Origin of the sequence: Methylobacterium sp. 22177, from assembly GCF_052045615.1 — a bacterium.
Taxonomy (GTDB): domain Bacteria; phylum Pseudomonadota; class Alphaproteobacteria; order Rhizobiales; family Beijerinckiaceae; genus Methylobacterium; species Methylobacterium radiotolerans.
This window is the reverse complement of the sequence record NZ_JBQEPK010000001.1, coordinates 1-15,199: the sequence shown is the minus strand read 5'-3', so window position 1 is coordinate 15,199 and position 15,199 is coordinate 1. Positions and strand designations below refer to the sequence as shown.

General features: G+C 67.6%; 18 protein-coding genes and 2 riboswitches. Of the genes, 11 read left to right on the top strand and 7 right to left on the bottom strand.

Annotation, left to right across the window (positions count from 1 at the left end):
* The first annotated feature begins 19 nt into the window (after positions 1-19).
* The 5 genes from ACTJK8_RS00090 to ACTJK8_RS00070 are packed head-to-tail and all read left to right on the top strand — an operon-like array spanning position 20 to position 3,017.
* Positions 20-403: a COG4315 family predicted lipoprotein gene (locus ACTJK8_RS00090; RefSeq protein WP_007557741.1), complete on the top strand. Its 384-nt coding sequence runs from the start codon at positions 20-22 to the stop codon at positions 401-403.
* A gap of 43 nt (positions 404-446) precedes the next feature.
* Positions 447-956, top strand: coding sequence for an RNA polymerase sigma factor (locus ACTJK8_RS00085; RefSeq protein ID WP_007557743.1), 510 nt, complete (start codon positions 447-449; stop codon positions 954-956).
* Positions 953-1,762 carry an anti-sigma factor family protein gene (locus tag ACTJK8_RS00080; protein WP_007557745.1) on the top strand — a complete coding sequence of 270 codons (810 nt, stop codon included), beginning with the start codon at positions 953-955 and terminating at the stop codon, positions 1,760-1,762. Before ACTJK8_RS00085 ends, ACTJK8_RS00080 begins: the two co-directional genes overlap by 4 nt.
* A complete protein-coding gene (locus ACTJK8_RS00075) occupies positions 1,759-2,649 on the top strand; it encodes a LysR family transcriptional regulator (protein WP_007557747.1) in 891 nt (296 codons plus the stop codon). The genes ACTJK8_RS00080 and ACTJK8_RS00075 overlap by 4 nt, the downstream gene beginning before the upstream one ends.
* Positions 2,646-3,017, top strand: a complete 372-nt coding sequence (locus tag ACTJK8_RS00070; protein ID WP_007557749.1) for a YidH family protein — start codon at positions 2,646-2,648, stop codon at positions 3,015-3,017. Before ACTJK8_RS00075 ends, ACTJK8_RS00070 begins: the two co-directional genes overlap by 4 nt.
* 3 nt (positions 3,018-3,020) lie before the next feature.
* Here the strand turns inward: ACTJK8_RS00070 and ACTJK8_RS00065 are convergent, their stop codons facing one another.
* The 7 genes from ACTJK8_RS00065 to ACTJK8_RS00035 form a co-directional block, all read right to left on the bottom strand.
* On the bottom strand, positions 3,021-4,106 hold the full coding sequence (locus tag ACTJK8_RS00065) for a sulfite oxidase (protein ID WP_007557751.1): 1,086 nt from the start codon (positions 4,104-4,106) through the stop codon (positions 3,021-3,023).
* Between the two features lie 78 nt (positions 4,107-4,184).
* Positions 4,185-5,168 carry a beta-propeller fold lactonase family protein gene (locus ACTJK8_RS00060; RefSeq protein WP_210033460.1) on the bottom strand — a complete coding sequence of 328 codons (984 nt, stop codon included), beginning with the start codon at positions 5,166-5,168 and terminating at the stop codon, positions 4,185-4,187.
* 183 nt (positions 5,169-5,351) lie between these two features.
* A complete protein-coding gene (locus tag ACTJK8_RS00055; RefSeq protein ID WP_007557755.1) occupies positions 5,352-5,690 on the bottom strand; it encodes a c-type cytochrome in 339 nt (112 codons plus the stop codon).
* A gap of 11 nt (positions 5,691-5,701) precedes the next feature.
* Complete coding sequence (locus tag ACTJK8_RS00050; protein WP_007557757.1) at positions 5,702-6,925, bottom strand: molybdopterin-dependent oxidoreductase; 1,224 nt, start codon at positions 6,923-6,925, stop codon at positions 5,702-5,704.
* A gap of 196 nt (positions 6,926-7,121) precedes the next feature.
* A complete protein-coding gene (locus ACTJK8_RS00045) occupies positions 7,122-8,261 on the bottom strand; it encodes an adenylate/guanylate cyclase domain-containing protein (RefSeq protein ID WP_440761325.1) in 1,140 nt (379 codons plus the stop codon).
* Positions 8,262-8,362: 101 nt separating this feature from the next.
* Positions 8,363-9,424, bottom strand: a complete 1,062-nt coding sequence (locus ACTJK8_RS00040; RefSeq protein WP_047170696.1) for a YeiH family protein — start codon at positions 9,422-9,424, stop codon at positions 8,363-8,365.
* A 183-nt stretch (positions 9,425-9,607) separates the two neighbouring features.
* Complete coding sequence (locus tag ACTJK8_RS00035) at positions 9,608-10,222, bottom strand: 2,3-bisphosphoglycerate-dependent phosphoglycerate mutase (RefSeq protein WP_193375331.1); 615 nt, start codon at positions 10,220-10,222, stop codon at positions 9,608-9,610.
* A gap of 386 nt (positions 10,223-10,608) precedes the next feature.
* Positions 10,609-10,671: riboswitch (Fluoride riboswitch) on the top strand.
* 97 nt (positions 10,672-10,768) lie between these two features.
* Between ACTJK8_RS00035 and crcB the strand changes: the two genes are divergently transcribed.
* The 6 genes from crcB to ACTJK8_RS00005 form a co-directional block, all read left to right on the top strand.
* Entirely contained in the window at positions 10,769-11,161 is a 393-nt protein-coding gene (gene crcB / locus ACTJK8_RS00030) for a fluoride efflux transporter CrcB (protein ID WP_210033462.1), read from the top strand.
* A gap of 75 nt (positions 11,162-11,236) precedes the next feature.
* Entirely contained in the window at positions 11,237-11,428 is a 192-nt protein-coding gene (locus ACTJK8_RS00025) for a hypothetical protein (protein ID WP_210033464.1), read from the top strand.
* Positions 11,429-11,452: 24 nt separating this feature from the next.
* A complete protein-coding gene (gene ppa, locus ACTJK8_RS00020; protein ID WP_210033466.1) occupies positions 11,453-12,004 on the top strand; it encodes an inorganic diphosphatase in 552 nt (183 codons plus the stop codon).
* Positions 12,001-12,438: an EamA family transporter gene (locus tag ACTJK8_RS00015; protein WP_210033468.1), complete on the top strand. Its 438-nt coding sequence runs from the start codon at positions 12,001-12,003 to the stop codon at positions 12,436-12,438. Before ppa ends, ACTJK8_RS00015 begins: the two co-directional genes overlap by 4 nt.
* Positions 12,439-12,442: 4 nt before the next feature.
* On the top strand, positions 12,443-13,054 hold the full coding sequence (locus ACTJK8_RS00010) for a hypothetical protein (RefSeq protein WP_210033473.1): 612 nt from the start codon (positions 12,443-12,445) through the stop codon (positions 13,052-13,054).
* 90 nt (positions 13,055-13,144) lie between these two features.
* Positions 13,145-13,214: riboswitch (Fluoride riboswitch) on the top strand.
* A gap of 615 nt (positions 13,215-13,829) precedes the next feature.
* Positions 13,830-15,199 (top strand): PQQ-dependent dehydrogenase, methanol/ethanol family (locus ACTJK8_RS00005; RefSeq protein ID WP_440761324.1); only part of this gene is annotated, 1,370 nt, incomplete at its 3' end.

Genomic DNA, 15,199 nt, shown 5'->3' with positions numbered 1-15,199 from the left:
ACCGCGGGAGACTTCACCCATGCGCAATCTGCTGATCCGCACCGCCTTCGCGGCTATCGCCTTCTCCGCCGTGGCCGCCCAGGCCGCCGCGCCCGCCATGACGGCCGAGACCGCCAAGGGGCCGGCGCTCGTGGATGCCAAGAGCATGACCCTCTACACCTTTGACAAGGACATGGGCGGCAAGTCGATGTGCAACGGCCCCTGCGCCGCCAACTGGCCGGCCCTGACGGCTGCCTCCGGATCGGCGGCCTCCGGCGATTGGACGACGGTGACCCGGGACGACGGCACGATGCAGTGGGCCTACAAGGGCAAGCCGCTCTACACCTTCGCCAAGGACACCAAGCCGGGCGACACCACCGGTGACGGCTTCCTCAACGGTGCGTGGCACATCGCAAAGCCCTGATCGGTGAATGCCCGGATCGGCTCCCTCTGATTGGGACACGTCGTTGGACGAGATCGCCCCCCTGATCGAACCGCAGATCCCGGCCCTGCGGCGCTACGCGGTCGCGCTTCTTCGGGATCGCGAAGCGGCGGACGACCTCGTCCAGGACACCCTGGAGCGGGCATTGTCCGCCTGGTCCGGGCGTCGCCGCGACGGCGACCTGCGGGCGTGGTTGTTCACGATCGAGCGCAACCTGTTCCTCGCCGCCGTCCGACGCCGGGGCCGGCGCGGCGCCGATCTCGGCGCGGAAGCGTTGGAGCAGGTGCCCGATCCGAGCGCCGACCCGGGGGCAGCTTTGGGAGCCCGTGACGTACTCGCAGGGCTCGACACCCTGCCCGAGGAGCAGCGCTCGGTGTTGCTCCTCGTGGCGGTGGAGGACCTGTCCTATGCCGAAGCGGCACAGGTGCTCGGGGTGCCGCTCGGCACGGTGATGTCACGATTGAGCCGGGCGCGCACGCGGATGCGCGGATTTGTGGAGACGGGCCGGACAGGCCTGCTGAGGAGGGTTAAATGAGCGGGGATCCGCGCCCGGTCGGCGAGGACGATCTGCACGGCCTGATCGACGGCCGCCTTGAACCGGAGCGGCAGGCGCTGGTCGAGGCGTGGCTCGTGGGGAACCCCGCGCGTGCGGCTGAAGTCTCGACGGACCGAGTTCTGCGCGAGCGCCTGCGCGCCCGCCTCGCGCCGATCGCCGAGGAGGCGATCCCGGCGCGACTGCGGGTGGCCAACATCCGCTCGCGACACCTGTACCCTGGCGCACGCTGGTTCCCCATGGCGGCTGCGGCCGTGCTCTGCCTCGCGCTCGGCAGTGCCGGCGGCTGGGTTGGCCATGCCCTGCACGGTGTGCCCGCGGCGGCGGCGGTGGCGGAGGCACCGGCGACGCAGGACGCGGTCGCAGCCTTCCGCACCTTCGTGGTCGAGGCGGTGCATCCGGTGGAGGTGCGCGCCGACGAGAAGCCCCACCTCGTGACGTGGCTCTCGAAGCGTCTCGGTCACGCGGTCGCGGCCCCCGACCTCTCGGCGCAGGGCTTCCGGCTGATGGGCGGGCGCCTGTTGCCGGCCGGCACCGAGCCCGCGGCGATGTTGATGTACGACGACGACCGCGGCACCCGGCTGACGCTCTACAGCCGCGTCGGTGACGGCGACGGCCGCACGCTCTTCCGCTTCGCCCGCGAGGGCGACATCGCTGCCTTCTCCTGGGTCGATGGTGGCATGTCATACGTCGTCACCGGCCGCACCGACGAGGCCCGGCTGCTCTCCGTCGCGCAGGCGGTCGATGCGCACGTCCGCGGCCTCGCGCCGGATCGTCGGCAGCCATGACCCTCGATCAGCTTCGCATCTTCGTGGCGGTGGCCGAGCGACAGCACGTGACGCGGGCCGCCGAGGCGCTGAACCTCGTCCAGTCGGCGGTCAGCACGGCGATCGCCAACATCGAGGGGCGGCACGCGACGAAGCTGTTTCACCGGGTTGGCCGCGGGATCGAGCTGACCGAAGCAGGGCGCGTGTTCCTCGTCGAGGCCCGCGCCGTGCTCGCCCGGGCCGAGGCCGCCGAACTTGTGCTCGCCGACCTCAGCGGCCTACGACGCGGGACGCTGGCGCTTTTTGCCAGCCAGACCATCGCCAGCGACTGGCTGCCTCGCCACCTCGTCGCCTTCCGCCGGGCCTACCCTGAGATCGCTATCCGGTTGGCGGTGGGCAACACCACCGACGCCGCCGACGCGGTGCGCGCGGGGCAGGCCGAACTCGGCTTCGTCGAGGGGGCGCTGGACGACCCGACGCTCGCAAGCACGACCATCGCCCAGGACAAACTCGTCCTCGTGGTCGCCCCAAACCATCCCTTCGCCGGGGCGGCTGCACTCGCACCCGAAGACCTCGCCGGGGCCGACTGGGTGCTGCGCGAAGCGGGATCGGGAACCCGCTCGGCCTTCGAGGCGACCCTGGGTGCGGCCGGCCTTGCCGCGGCCCAGCTCCGGGTCATGCTCGAACTGCCCTCGAACGAGGCAGTGCGCGCCGCCGTCGAGGCCGGGGGCGGGGCCGCCGTCCTGTCCGAGACCGTGGTCGCCGCAGCGCTTCGAACCGGGACCCTGGTGCGGGCGGCGTTCGACTTACCGAGCCGGCCGTTCCGGGTGCTGCGCCACAAGGAGCGCTACCGCAGCCGGGCCGCCGACGCGCTTCTCGACCTGATCGCGACGGCGAACATCAAATGAGCGAGCCCGCGAAACCAGTGCCCCCCGACGACCCGCGGGTGAGGCTCGCCGAGGACCGGACGGTGCTGGCAGCCGAGCGTACGTTCGTGGCGTGGCTTCGAACCGGGCTCGCCTTTCTGGGCGTCGGCTTGGCCGCGCAGCGCTTCCTGCGGGAGGTGCTGGCGGTCTGGCCGCTGAAGGTGCTGTCGCTCACGTTGATCGGCTGCGCGCTTGCCTCGTTCGCCGGCGCCGCATGGCGGGACCGGGCGATCCGGGCGCGTCTCGCCCATGCCGAGATCCCGATGATGCCGCGCATCCTCACCATCGGGATCGCGGCCTTGCTGATCGCGATCTCGGGCCTCGCGGCCACCGCCTTGCTCTGGGCGTGATGATCAGGCCACGGTGACCCGCACCCGGTGCCATGCGGCGCTAAGGTAGCCCTTGTAGTTCCAGGTGTCGTCGGGGGCGGCCGGCTGGGTCTGGCCGGCGGAGTCCCAGGCCCGCACCGCAAGTTCGTGCTCGCCGGCCGTCAGCTCGCGCTCGATCTCCCAGAATGTCCACGCGTAGGGCGCGTCGGCATCGCGGTCGATCCGGGCCTGCGCCCAGCTGCGGCCGCCATCCGTCGAGACGTCGACGCGGGCGACCGCGCGGTCGCTGGCGATGGCATAGCCGCGGATCGCGTGCCGGCCGGCCTTCAACGCCGCGCCGCGGGCGGGCTCGCAGATCGCGCTGTTGAGCGGCATCGCCTCGATGGTGATGCCGTGGGCGGGGTCCGCGGTCTCGGCCGTCACGTCGGGCGGAAACAGCTTGTAGTCGTCGGCCTGCATCGGGTTGTCGGAGGGCCGGTCCTGCACCGTGATCCGGGCGAGCCATTTCGGGCTGCGGATGCCGGCAAATCCCGGCACCACCACGCGCAACGGATGGCCGTGCTCGGGGGCGAGAGGCTCGCCGTTCATCGCGAAGGCAAGCAGCGTCTCGGGCGCCAGCGCCTTGGCGAGCGGGATCGAGGCGCCGAAGCGCGTGTCCGTGTCCGCGATCCGGTCGTGGCTCTCGAAGGCGACGTAGCGCTCTTCATCTGCATCGATGCCGGCCGCGCGCAGCACCTCGGCGAGCCGCACGCCGGTCCATTCCGCGTTGCCGATGGCACCGGGCGCCCACGGGTCACCGGAGACCGGCGCCACCGCCAGCATGTCGGCCCGTCTGTTGCCGGCGCATTGCATCACCGCCGTGACGGTGGCGTGCGCAAAGCGCGCCTTGAGTTCCGCGAGGGAGAGTTCGAGCGGCATGGTGACCATGCCATCTACCGTCAGGCGGTAGCTGTCGGCGTCGAGGTCCGGGATGTCGCCGTGGCTGCGGACGTAGAAGTCGGCCTGTTCGGTGAGGAACGCCGCCCGCAGGCGATCGAGCGGCGGCTCGGCGTTGTAGGGCGCCTTTCCGTGGACGATGAGGCGGTCCTTGCGCTGGAACAGGCGGAGCATGGGGTCTTTGTCCTGCGTACTTGACATGTCGACGACGAGAACGCGCCGGGGGCGATAAGGCCCCCGGCGCGCGTCGCCTCAGGGCTTCATTGTCGAGACCACCGCATTCTTCGCGCGATCGACCACGGCGACGCTGAGATCGCGGTTGAGGACGTAGGCGCGGGCGTTGTCGGCCGAGAACGCGATCGCCTGGCGCGGCTCGTTCAGGCCGGTCACCGTGGCGACAACCTTGAGGGTGCCGGTGTCGATCACTGAGAGTGAGTTGTCCTTGAGGTTGCCGGAATAGACGAAGCGACCGTCCGGTGTCAGTGCGGCTCCGTAGGGGTCCTTGCCCACCTCCACCTCGGAGGTGACTTTGCGGGCGGCGATATCGACCACGCCGATGGTATTGCGGCCGCTGTTGGCGGCAAACAGCGTCTTGCCGTCCTTGGTGATCGAGATGGCGCGCAGCTTGTCGAACCCAGCGATCTCGCCGGTGATCTTGTTGGTGGCGGTATCGACCAACGTGATTTTGTCGCCGAGGAAGTTCGTCACGAACACGGTCTTGCCGTCGGGCGACAGCTTCACGCCCTGGCGCGGCTGCGCGAAGCCGGGAATCACGGCATCTGCCAGCATAGTCTTGGTGTCGAACACGGTCAGCGTGCTCGCGGCCTCGTTGTTGACGTAGAGCTTGCCCCCGTCGGCCGAGAGCACGGTGCCGAAGACCCCGGGCCCGGCGGCGAGAACGCCGGCTTCCTTGCCGGTGCCGGTCTCGTAGACCGTGATCCGGCCGGTGCCGCTGTCGGAGACGTAGAAGCGGGCGCCGTCCGGCGCGAACACGATGTTGCGCGGCGTGACGAAGCCGTCGAGGCGGCGCAGCACCGTGCCCTTGGCGACGTCGTAGACGACGACGGCGCTCTCCTCGCTGTTCGATACAGCGGCGACGGTCCCGGCAGCGTTCAGCGCCAAGGCGTTGTTCTTGATCGCGCCGTCGAAACCAGCGGCGGACCCGGGCTGGCCCTGGGCGAGAAGCAAGGCAGCTCCGGCGAGGAAGGCGCGGAGACTGGTGCGGATATGGGTCATGAAGCGGGTCTCTTGGGCATGCGCGCTCGTTCGGCGGCCGGGGCCAGCCGTGCGGGCGGGTTCGAAATCGGATTGCGTCGTGCGGGACCGGTCCGGCCATGCATCGCCTTAAGGAGATGCCAGCGAGGGCGGTCTATTCCCCGAGGCCGGCGAAAAAACGCGGCGGCCTCGGGATTCGGGAGTTCAGGGGGTCGGCTTCAACGCCGTGAGGTAGTCGACGATGGTCTGCACGTCGGCCTGATCGACCGGAGCCTTGTAGATGTGGACCATCTTGTTCACGGTCTCGGTCCACTGCGCCTTCGTGAGCTTGGGCTGGGTCAACACCATCCCGGCCGAATGGCAGGCGAGGCAGTTGTTGTTGACCGCCTCGGCCCCGGGCCCGTCGGGGAAGATCCGGTCGGAGGTCGGCATCTCGATCGATTGCGAGGTGAAGCGCATCGGCTCGGGAGCCGGGGCGGCGAGCGCCACCAGGGGAGACAGTATGAGCGCGACGCTGAGGGCTGCAGAGCGGATCGGGGTCATGGCTGTTCTCCTCAAGCGGCCTGGAAGGACACGGTTTCTATACCGTTCTGCATGAAGCCGGCCCCGTTCCAGACCCGGTCCGTGGGCTGCGCGACGCCGTTGGTGTTGGTGCAGCGGACCTTCACCGTGTGGGTGCCGGCGGCCAACGCCGGCAGGCTGCCCTCGAAGCGGCGGAAGCTGTAGGGGCCCTCGTCCGCGCCGAGCTGTGCTGGAAACCACGTCGCGCCGCCGTCGCCGGAGAAGTCGACCGCCTTCACCCCGCAATCGCCGCCGAAAGCGATGCCGCGCAACGCCACCGGCGCGCCGGCCGTCACCTTGGCGCCATCCTGCAGGTTGGTGACGAACGAGCGCGGTACCATCTTGTTGATCGGCACCGTCTTGAAGCCGGTCTGGCCGGGCTTGATGTTGGCGCCCGGCACGTCCGGGATGCGGTAGGCGGTCTTCATCCAGTACTGGTCGTCGGGCTTGTCCAGCACCTCGATCTCCGACAACATCTTGACCCAGTAGGTCGAGTACCAGCCCGGCACCACGAGGCGAAGCGGGAAGCCGTTGAGAAGCGGCAATTGCTCGCCGTTCATCGCGTAGGCGATCATCACCTCACCGTCGTTGGCGTGGTCGAGATCGAGCGACTTCTTGAAGTCCGGCGCGTCGTCCACGACCGGCTCATCGAGGCCGCTGAAGCGCACCTGCACGGCACCGGCCTTCACCCCGGCCTTTTCGAGCACGTCCTTGAGGCGCACCCCGGTCCAGCGGGCGTTTCCCATCGAGCCGTTGGCCCATTGCGCGCCGGGAACCCGCGGCTCGAACAGCCCGCGGGAGTTGCCCGAGCACTGGTTGACCGCGGCGATCTCGAAGCGCGGCAGGCCGGCGATGGCATCGAGGGAGAGCGAGAGCTCCTTCTCGACATGACCGTGGACCTTGAGACGGAAGGTGCCGGCATCAACCTCGGTTGGGATCGAGGCCCAGTGCCAGCGCACGTAGAAGCGGTCGTTGGGGGTGAACACGCCCTCATCGAACACCGCAAACGGCGTCTCCAGCAGCGGCGGATGGGTACGCTGGAGGATCATCTCGCCCTTGCCGGGAAAGGCCGTCGTGAGATCCCGCACATCCGGGCCGCCGGGTAGCGGCAGCTTCACCGAGCCCGCGGCCCAGGCCGGCATCGCGGCGGCAAGGCTGCCGAGCCCGAGCCCGCCCAACAGGAGGCGGCGGTTCGTCGGTCTTTCCAATCCGTGCATGGTCTCTCCCTTCAAAGTTCGTCGGCGTCGATGCGTTCGAGGGCACCGGACCCGTGGCGATTCCTTGCGACTAGGGAGATGCTACGGGATGCGTTTAACTCCCACCAACGGTCTTTCGCGATGCGAACGATCTCCCAATGCGATGATTTGAGAATTTTGGATCTCCGCGCCGGTGGTGCCAGATATCGTCTCGACGTCAGACCGCCGGTGCTTCGACAGGCGCGGTCCTGCGACACCCGAACAAGGCGTGACGCTCGGCGAAACCGCGAAGGGCGACAATGCCGAGCGGTTCGAGGGCATGCGCCAGGCCGTGGAAGAAGGTGTCGGTGGCGATCAGCGGCGTGTCGTAGGTCTTGCACAGGCGCTCGACGCGAGCGAGCACGTTGAGATCGCGGCCGATCGCCGTGAAGTCGACCCGGTCGCCGCCGCCGATATTGCCGTAGGCGACCTCCCCAACATGAAGTGCGACGCCGACCTCAAAGGCAGCCCTGTCACCGTCGCGCAGGGTCGCAAGCGCATCGAGTGCGGCCTCGGCGGCACGCAAGGCGGCACGGCGCGCCTCGGCCTCGTCGCGATCGGCATCGAACACGGCCAGCAGCCCGTCACCAATATACTTTAGCACCTCGCCGCCTTCCGCCTCGACGGCCGGCACGATGGCATCGAACATCCGGTTGAGGGCGGCCACGACATGGTCGGGGCTTTGCCGGTCGGACAGTTCACCGAACCCGCGCAGATCGGTCAGCATCATCGCGGCCCGCATGAGGCGTACGTCGCCGCGCCGCACTGTGCCGGCCAGGATTTGCCGCGCCGGGTCGCGCCCGACATAGGCGCTCAGGACCGCGCCAAGCATGTCGTCGAGCGCCTTGATTTCGAACAGCAGCGAGAACGGCTCGACCAGCGCTAGCAACGTCTCGATCTCGATCGGCGTGAAGCCGCCCGGTCTCGCCGTGGCCCAGGAGGCGGCACCCATGCGTCCACGCGCGGCATGCAGCGGCGCGATGAGGTAGTCGGTCAGACCCTCGTTGCGAAGCTCGCCAAGCACGGGAAACGGCAGCGGCCCATCCCCGTCGAGACGGCATTGGAGTGGGGTCCGCGTCTCGACCACGTGCTCGACGGTGTTGCCGTGGAAGGTCGGCGTGCCCTCGATGCCGTGGCGGCGACGCAGGGCTAGGCTCGACGTTCCTGGATGCCAGACGCGCATCACCCACCGGAACGACGGATGCAGGGTCGGCGCGTGGGTGGTGGCGCGGGCCAGCGGCAGGCCAAGCCCCGAGAGGCACGCACTGAACCCATCGAGAAGGGCTGCCGCGTCCACCGCTTCGCGACCCGGCCCCATCAACCATCCCGTCGCCTGCGCGACTGCCTCGGATGAAGATTGGGACGAACGTGTCACGGCAATTCTTCCATCAAGGGGTCGGATCGATGCCATAGCGTGGATCAGACGAGGCCGAGCACATGGATCAGGCCGAGGCTGACGGCGCCGAGGGCAAGGAGCGAGGCGACCACAGCGAGGGTCACCCGCGCCCCGGCCTTGGCGACGCTGCGCACGTCGACCCCGAGGCCGAGTGCCGCCATCGAGACTACGGTCAGCACGTTGGCGGTCTCCGACATCGGCGCGAGCGCGACTTGCGGGATCAGCCCGGCCGAGCGGAGTCCCGCGAGCGCCAGGAAGGCGAGGATGAACCACGGCACCAGGCGGTGGATCGCGAGGCCGCCGGGGGCCGGGCGGTCGCCGGTTGTGACGCCGGGGGCGGCCTCGTCGGTCTCCTCGCGCAGCCGGCTCGCGCCGAGGGAGAGCATCAGAACGACCGGCCCGAGCATCAGCACCCGGACGAGCTTCACCAGGGTTCCGACCTGGACGCTGAGCGCCGCGACCGGCGCGGTGGCGGCGAGGACCTGCGGCACGGCGTAGACGGTGAGGCCGGCGAGCACGCCGTACTGCATCGGCGACAGGCCGAGCAGCGGCACCAGCAGCGGCAGGCCGAGCACCACCAGCACGCCCAGCACCGCGGTGAAGGCGATGGAGGCGGCGACGTCCTCGCCGTCGGCGCCGATCACCGGGGCGGTGGCGGCGATCGCCGAGTTGCCGCAGATCGAGTTGCCGCAGGCGACGAGGATCGCCATGCGCGAATGCAGTCCGAGCGCCCGGCCGATGCCGTAGCTCGACAGGATCGCGACCACGACGACGCCCGCGATGCCGAAGAGCAGGCCCGGGCCGGCGGCGAGGATCGTCGCGAGGCTGAGCGACGCGCCTAGCATTACGACCGCGATCTCCAGCACGGTCTTGGCCCCGAAGGCGATGCCGGGAAAGAAACGCTGCGACGGGGTCCAGGCGGTGCGGATCGCGCTCCCGAGGAGGATCGCCAGCACCAGGGCTTCGAGCCAAGCGCGACCGAACAGGTGCGTCTCGACGGCTTCGAAGCCGACCGCTGCGGCGGTAACTGCCACGCAGAGGCCCAGTCCTGGAAGGATGGCTCTCGTGCCGGCCAGGGCACGCATCGATCGAGGGTGGGAGACAAGTCTGGGGGCGGACATGGGTGGCTCCGATGTGATGCCGGAGAATCCCACTTCCCTTTCATTCACTCCAACGGAATGATTAGATAATTCCAATCACTTAATTAGATCAAATGGGGATCCCCTCGAAGCGTGAGGCGACCCATTCTTGGGGGCCTACAGGCGGATTCAACCGTCGATCCAGCGGGCCTCGATCGTCGTGTCCGCAGCAAACTCATAGATCCTGACGGAGCCCGTCGCGAGTTCGAGTTGCTCGACCTCCGCCGGGCTGAGGTCGTCGAGCGCCATAACGAGCGCCCGCAGGCAATTACCGTGGGCGACGACGAGCACGTCCCCGCCCATGACCGCCGGTAGGATGGATCGGAGGTAGCATGGCACGATGCGGGCGACGGTATCGCGCAGGCTCTCACCGTTCGGCGGCGCCTCGGCGTAGGAGCGCCGCCAGGTCTCGATCCGCTCCGCCCCCCAGCGCGCATCGGCGGCGGTCTTGTCGAGCCCGCTGAGGTCGCCGTAGTCTCGCTCGTCGAGCGCGGCGAAGCGTTGAGGGATTAATCCGGGTTGCCCGAGCGTATCGAGGATAAGCCGGCCGCTCACGACGGCCCGCGTCAGCGTCGAGGTGAAGGCATCGGAAAAGCGCCAGCTGCGCTCGGCCAAACGCCGCCCGGCTGCCACGGCTTCTATCCGACCCTGCTCGGTCAAGGGCGAGTCCAGCAATCCCGTGAACAGACCGGATCGGTTGGCTACGCTCTGGCCATGCCGGACCAGCACGAGACGTCGCGTGATTGGGGCTTTGCGATCGTGAATCACTCTGTCTCCCAAGGCAACGCACTTTCGCGTCGGTCGCATCGCCTCTGATGAAAACGGCATCCGGCTTTAACGAACTTCGACCCTGAGATGGGTTGGACCGTCCATCCGGAGACGGCGATTCATCCTAGGTCCGCTTTAGAACGTCTTGCGACCGAAAGCAGCCAAGCTGCGTCCCACCCACCCCAGTCATCCCGATCGCCTAACGGCGAGGCCGAAGCTGGCCGAAAGCCGCTTGTCCGTTTGAGCAGAGGCAGGGGGAAAGCGGCCGCTCGTGCGGACTGGATGAGCAGTGTTGGATGCTGGGATTTCGAACCGCGACCGAAAGTCATTGACCCTTCGCATCGCCCGCTGTTAAAGGGCTAGCGTGTGATGGGAATGGAGCTTCCCGACAACCGCCCGTGAGGGCTGATGGCTCCTGCTGCGAGGGCACCGCGTGCCCGCTCGCGGCGGGAGCGTTTCCGACGCAACCCGCCGCAAGGCGGGTTTTTTGTTGCCCTCGCTCGATGTGACGAGAGGCGACCTGTGAACTTCTTGATCGTATTCCTGGGTGCGGGTGTCGGCGGAGCCATCCGCCACGGAATCAACCTCGCCACGTCGCGCCTCTTGCCCGGCGTCACGTTCCCCGTCGCCACGCTGTTCATCAACGTCCTTGGCTCGTTCCTGATGGGCATCATCGCCGAGAGCTTCGTGCTCCGCGGCTCCGGCGGGCATCCCCTGCGCCTGCTGCTGACCACCGGGGTGCTCGGCGGCTTCACGACCTTTTCGACCTTCTCGCTCGACGCGATCACGCTTTACGAGCGGGGCCAGACCGGGGCGGCCTTCGCCTACGTCCTCGCTTCCGTGATCGCGGCACTGCTCGGCCTCCTGGCGGCCCTGGCGCTGGTGCGCGGCCTCCTGGGCATGGGGCCGACGTGAGCCCGGCCGGTACGCCGGCAACACCCCGTCCGCCGCCTCCGGCGAGGCGTGGACAATCCGGCAAGGGAGGCCGCGATGACCAATCGACCCGAGAGCAACGACCCAGACCCCGAACTGAGCGACGTCGACGCGCTGCGGCGCGCCGAGCGGGAGCGCAAGCGATCGAGCGCACGCGTGCGTCACGGCAGCACCGCCCTGATCGTGTTCGCGGTCGCCGTCCTGCTGATCCTGGCGCTCGCCTCCGTCTGGATCGTCACCCAACCCTGAACCGGCCCAGAAGGAGTTTTTAACGTGAAGCTTGAAGCCATCGCAGTCGGCGATCCGACCTTCCACGAGGTCAACGTACTGGTCGAGGTGCCGGTCGGCGGAGAGCCGGTCAAATACGAGCTCGACAAAGCCGCCGGCGCGCTCGTGGTCGACCGATTCCTGCACACGCCGATGCGCTACCCGGGCAATTACGGCTTCATTCCGAACACCCTTTCGGAGGACGGCGATCCCTGCGACGTGCTGGTGGCTAACACCCGCGGGGTTCTGCCCGGTGCGGTATTGCGGGTCCGGCCCGTCGGCGTGCTGCTGATGGAAGACGAGCACGGTCCGGATGAGAAGATCGTCGCGGTCCCGGCGCAACGCCTGACGCGCCGCTACGACGCCATCCACGAGCATACCGACCTGCCGGAAATTACCCGCAGCCAGATCCACCACTTCTTTGAGCACTACAAGGACTTGGAGCCCGGCAAGTGGGTCCGAATCACCGGCTGGGACACGGCGGCCGCGGCGCGGGCGATGATCGCGGCGGCCGTGGAACGCCACCGGGCGGCCGGCCCCGAGCCGATAACGCCGTGAGGGGCCTGCTGCAGTCCTGGCAGGCCTGGGCCCTGCTCTCGGCCGGCTTCGCGGCGCTGACGGCGATCTTCGCCAAGGTCGGCATCGAGGCGGTGGGCTCGGACTTCGCCACCTTCGTCCGTACCGCCGTGATCCTGCTCGTCCTCGGCGGCATCTTGATTGCGACCGGCCAGTGGGAGCCGCTCTCGTCGGTCTCCCGCCGGACCTACCTGTTCCTAGTCCTGTCCGGCTTGGCCACCGGGGGCTCCTGGCTGTGCTACTTCCGGGCGCTCAAGCTAGGCGATGCGGCGCGGGTCGCACCCATCGACAAGCTCAGCGTCGTGCTCGTCGCCGTGTTCGGGGTCGTGTTCCTGGGGGAGCGGCTGTCCGGACCCAATTGGCTCGGCGTCGGCCTGATCGCAGCCGGCGCGATCCTCGTCGCTTTCCGGGGGTGAGCGCATGGGCGACGTCTCCTGGTTCGGCGTGGTCATCACCTTCCAGGTCACCTTCACCGAACTGTTCATCGCGGCCACGGTCCTGATCGCGGGAGCCTACCGCTTCGGTTGGCGGAGCCTCCTATTGGGCGGCGTCCTCGGCGGAACCGCCGTCGCCGTGCTGGCTTGGGTGTTACAGGCTGCGGCCTACCGGTTCGCGCTGCATCTCCTCGACGCCATCGCCGCCGCGCTGCTGCTGGCGTTCGGGATCTACCTGCTCTGGGAGTTCCTCCAGGGTCTTAGTCAGTGGGACGGGACCAGCCCGAAACCGCCTGTATTCTCCGGCAACTGGCCGCGTCCACTCAACTTGGCCGGCATCGGCGTCGGGTTCTGGGCGCTGGTCACGGAAGGGCTGGAAGTCCTGGTCGTCTGGCTTGGCGTCGCACTGCGTGAGGGGGCCGCGACCGCGACGCTCGGGGTCGCGCTCGGCGTCGCGATCATCGGCGCGTTGGCGGCGACGTTGGGCCGAACGGGGGTTTTCCGAAGCGTACCGCCATTCCTTTTGGATGGCGCCGCTGCCTTCATGGTCGTCGCCTACGGCTCCTATTTCCTCGCGTCGGCGCTCACGGACGGCTGACCGGGCGGCGCGAAAGGCGGACTGGCGCCGTCACGGCCTTGTCACCTGCGTCAGAATTGACGGCCGCCGTGGATTAAGCCACTCTCCCGGACGTGGGATGGGGATGGAGCTCCCCGACAACTGCCGGGCCCTACGCCCGGACGATAGCTCCTACCGTGCGCTTCCGGGCGCGGGTAGGGCTGTGCCTGTCCCCACATCCGGCCGCGCACCTCCCGTAACCCGATCCCTTCACCGGGATCCTGCGTGAGCCGTGTGCCGATGCGATCCCACCAACCGCCGCTCTGAGCCTGACCCACGCGCGCGATTTCGCGCGCGTTTCGTCGTGCTCGAACGAAAAAAAACGGCGAGGTCCGAAGACCCCGCCGCACCCAGCGAACTTCCCGAGCGGTAACTTAAGTCGTTCGCTAGATCTCAGTCTTACTTGTCGGAGAGGTCAGGATAGCTAGAACAAGCTTCGAGTCAACGGTAACAGGCCGATAATCGAAGAAAATTGGCATCTTAGATCTTTTTAAAAGCCGGTTTTACTTGGTCCTGGAAAGCGCATCGCTTGCCGGGTAGATTATCCATGCCTTAACAAGTAAATGTGCTGACGGCACAAGAAAAACTGTCGCACTTAGAAGAATCTTATTGTAATCTCTAATGGTCTTGATAGACCTGCATTGCTCGCTTTCGACCTGAACGGAGGAAATTCAGGGATAGAAAAGTGGCGATAACGCGTGACATGACGCGTGGCCACGCCGAATTCTGGCCGCGGCGTCTGAACGGAGGAACGCTCATGAAAAAGATCGCCCTCGCGGCGTCAGTTGCCTATGCCGCCACCCTGCTGCCGGCCTCGGCCAACGACGACCTGATGAAGATGATGGAGAACCCCAACGACTGGGCGTTCCCGGGGCTGAACTATTCGAACACCCGCTTCTCGAAGCTCGACCAGATCAACACGAAGAACGTCAAGGATCTCCAGGTCGCCTGGACCTTCTCGACCGGCGTCCTGCGCGGCCACGAAGGCGCGCCGCTCGTCATCGGCTCGGTGATGTACGTGCACACGCCGTTCCCGAACATCGTCTACGCGCTCGACCTTGAGCATGAGCAGAAGATCCTGTGGAAGTACGAGCCGAAGCAGGATCCGTCCGTGATCCCGGTCATGTGCTGTGACACGGTCAACCGCGGCCTTGCCTACGCCGACGGCGCCCTCATCCTGCACCAGGCCGACACCACCGTCGTGTCGCTAGACGCCAAGACCGGCAAGGTGAACTGGTCGGTGAAGAACGGCGACCCGGGCAAGGGCGCGACCAACACCGCCACCGTCCTCCCCGTGAAGGACAAGGTCCTCGTCGGCATCTCCGGCGGCGAGTTCGGCGTGCAGTGCTCCATCACCGCCTACGACCTGAAGACCGGCAAGCGCGTGTGGCGCGGCTACTCGGAAGGCCCGGACGACCAGCTCCTGGTCGACCCGGAGAAGACCACCTCGCTCGGAAAGCCCATCGGCAAGGACTCCTCGCTGAAGACCTGGGAAGGCGATCAGTGGAAGACCGGCGGCGGCTGCACCTGGGGCTGGTACTCCTACGACCCCAAGCTGAACCTCGTGTACTACGGCTCGGGCAACCCCTCGACCTGGAACCCGAAGCAGCGTCCGGGCGACAACAAGTGGTCGATGACCATTTGGGCGCGTAACCCGGACACCGGCATGGCCAAGTGGGTCTACCAGATGACCCCGCACGATGAGTGGGACTACGACGGCATCAACGAGATGATCCTCACGGATCAAAAGGTCGACGGCAAGGAGACCCCGCTCCTGACCCACTTCGACCGTAACGGCTTCGGCTACACGCTGAACCGCGACACGGGCGAGCTGCTGGTGGCCGAAAAGTTCGACCCGGCCGTCAATTGGGCGTCCAAGGTCGACATGGACAAGGGCTCCAAGAACTATGGCCGCCCGCTCGTCCAGGCGAAATACTCGACCGAGCAGAACGGCGAGGACGTGAACTCCAAGGGCATCTGCCCGGCGGCCCTCGGGTCGAAGGACGAGCAGCCCGCGGCCTTCTCCCCGAAGACCAACCTGTTCTACGTCCCCACCAACCACGTCTGCATGGACTACGAGCCGTTCCGGGTGACCTACACCCCGGGCCAGCCCTACGTCGGTGCGAC